Consider the following 1,799-nt stretch of genomic DNA (forward strand, 5'->3'; position numbering starts at 1 on the left):
TACAGTTTCCTAATAATGCAGCACAAAGTGGTTTAGTAACTACTCCTGAAAGTCGTCACTGATAGACCTACTATCATCTGTTTTAAAGCATCAACAACTACGTTGTTGTTCAAGTCACACACGTTCCCGCGCTATAAGCAGTTTGGGACTAAATTAAACTCATTATTCGGATTTGCCAAATATTTCCAAATACAAAACCATTTTTAAATTAAGCCAAATACCCAAATTGCTTGTAGCGTGTGTTGGGAGGCGTTCTTCATTTCTTTTGAGTAACTTTTTGGATTCTTTCGGGTATTACAATTTCTGCATTTAAGTTCAAAATTTTATTATAATCAGAGTTATTTTCGCCATTAACTGCAAAACACCAATTTTTACCGTTGTCATCTGAAAAAAACAAAAATGTAGATTCGGTATGGACTATAACATTATCATTTTCTAGTTCCGTAATTGTTGGTACGCTACATTGTAGTTCTGTATTTGACTTCACGATTTTTGAATGTTTTCCAGCAGTAAACTTGTATTTAGTTATTTTTTGTTCTTTTATCAGATTAAAAATATACTTAAATACTACTACAGCACTATCTTTATTTCCAATATATCTAACAATTTTCGGACAAATATTTTCGGCTAATTCATTATCTTTTTGCTCATTAAATAATAGTTCAATATGTTTTATTTTAATATCAAGGTTTTCAAAATTGTCTTTTGTCTGAGCATAATTCAAACTTGAAATTAATATTGCTAAATTTATAAAGAGTTTTTTCATTTACGTGATTTTTAGAATGTATCCCAACGTTCTGGTACTACAGCGGGTTTGGGTTCCAAGTTAAGATTTATTTTTCGGTTATCACTAAACTGCCAAATACAAAACAATCTTCCTAATTAAGCCAATTGCCCAAATCCGTTGTAGCGTGTGTTGTGCGATCGTATTTTTATTTAATTTTGTTTCTTCGCTTTATTAATTCTTTAACTCGTTCAATTACATACGTACTTTTTTTGTCAAAATAAAACATTTGGAAATCGCTACTTTCTGTATCGCCACTATTTTCGGTTTTTGCTACTAGAAATGCTTTTTTAAAATAGGCATCTCGTTTTTTCAACCATTTTTGTTGCTCGATTTTTAAATTAGTTTGTTCAATTGTATTCAATTTGATTTTTAAGTTTTTGTACGCAACATTTAGTAAACTGTCAGAAGTTGAATAAAAATCCATAGAACATTTTTTCATTCCATTTCCACTATCCAAACATTCTTGATACTTATTTTCTAATTCCACAACTTTTTTTATTGTTTGTGAATAACTGCAAAAGTTGAAAGTTAAAATTGCAGTCAATATGATATTTTTAAGCATTTTGAATTATATTATTTTAGTTGATTTAGAAGTTCAATCCCGCCAATTTTATTGTTCTTCAATAAATCGATTACAATTGTTCCAATTTCATTATGTTCAATTATTACGTTATCTTGAAATTGCCATTCTGAATTTGGTTGATTTGCATTATTCGGATTCACAAACCTGAAATATGCTTTACTTTCCCAATTTCCGCCTTTACAATTTTTACATAATTGTATCAAATTTTCATTTTTCGGCTCTTCTTTCTCAAGAATTTTTATTATTTCAACAAGAATTATTTCTATTTCCATTTTTTCTCGCAATATGTCGCACAATCGAGGCACGCAATGGAATTTCACCCTTACGTTCTCACGGAACCGTGCTTGAAAGTCTCCCTTCACACGGCTCTTCATAGTATTAAATCACACAAATGTACTTACATTTATGGATGTACCAATAACCAATGTA

Annotated in this window: 3 protein-coding genes; all 3 read right to left on the minus strand. The window is 30.0% G+C overall.

Annotation, left to right across the window (positions count from 1 at the left end; genetic code table 11):
• Positions 1-256 precede the first annotated feature (256 nt).
• Positions 257-766: a hypothetical protein gene (locus WFZ86_RS20010; RefSeq protein ID WP_342693591.1), complete on the minus strand. Its 510-nt coding sequence runs from the start codon at positions 764-766 to the stop codon at positions 257-259.
• Between the two features lie 166 nt (positions 767-932).
• Positions 933-1,331 carry a lysozyme inhibitor LprI family protein gene (locus WFZ86_RS20015; protein ID WP_342693592.1) on the minus strand — a complete coding sequence of 133 codons (399 nt, stop codon included), beginning with the start codon at positions 1,329-1,331 and terminating at the stop codon, positions 933-935.
• Positions 1,332-1,360: 29 nt separating this feature from the next.
• A complete protein-coding gene (locus WFZ86_RS20020) occupies positions 1,361-1,642 on the minus strand; it encodes a hypothetical protein (RefSeq protein WP_342693593.1) in 282 nt (93 codons plus the stop codon).
• Positions 1,643-1,799 lie beyond the last annotated feature (157 nt).

The organism is Flavobacterium polysaccharolyticum (assembly GCF_038739875.1).
In the GTDB taxonomy this organism is placed as follows: Bacteria; Bacteroidota; Bacteroidia; order Flavobacteriales; family Flavobacteriaceae; genus Flavobacterium; species Flavobacterium polysaccharolyticum.

Excerpts from the sequence above, each read along its gene's own strand:
- WFZ86_RS20010 (WP_342693591.1), bottom strand. The coding sequence starts at position 766 with ATGAAAAAACTCTTTATAAATTTAGCAATATTAATTTCAAGTTTGAAT.
- WFZ86_RS20020 (WP_342693593.1), bottom strand. The coding sequence starts at position 1,642 with ATGGAAATAGAAATAATTCTTGTTGAAATAATAAAAATTCTTGAGAAA.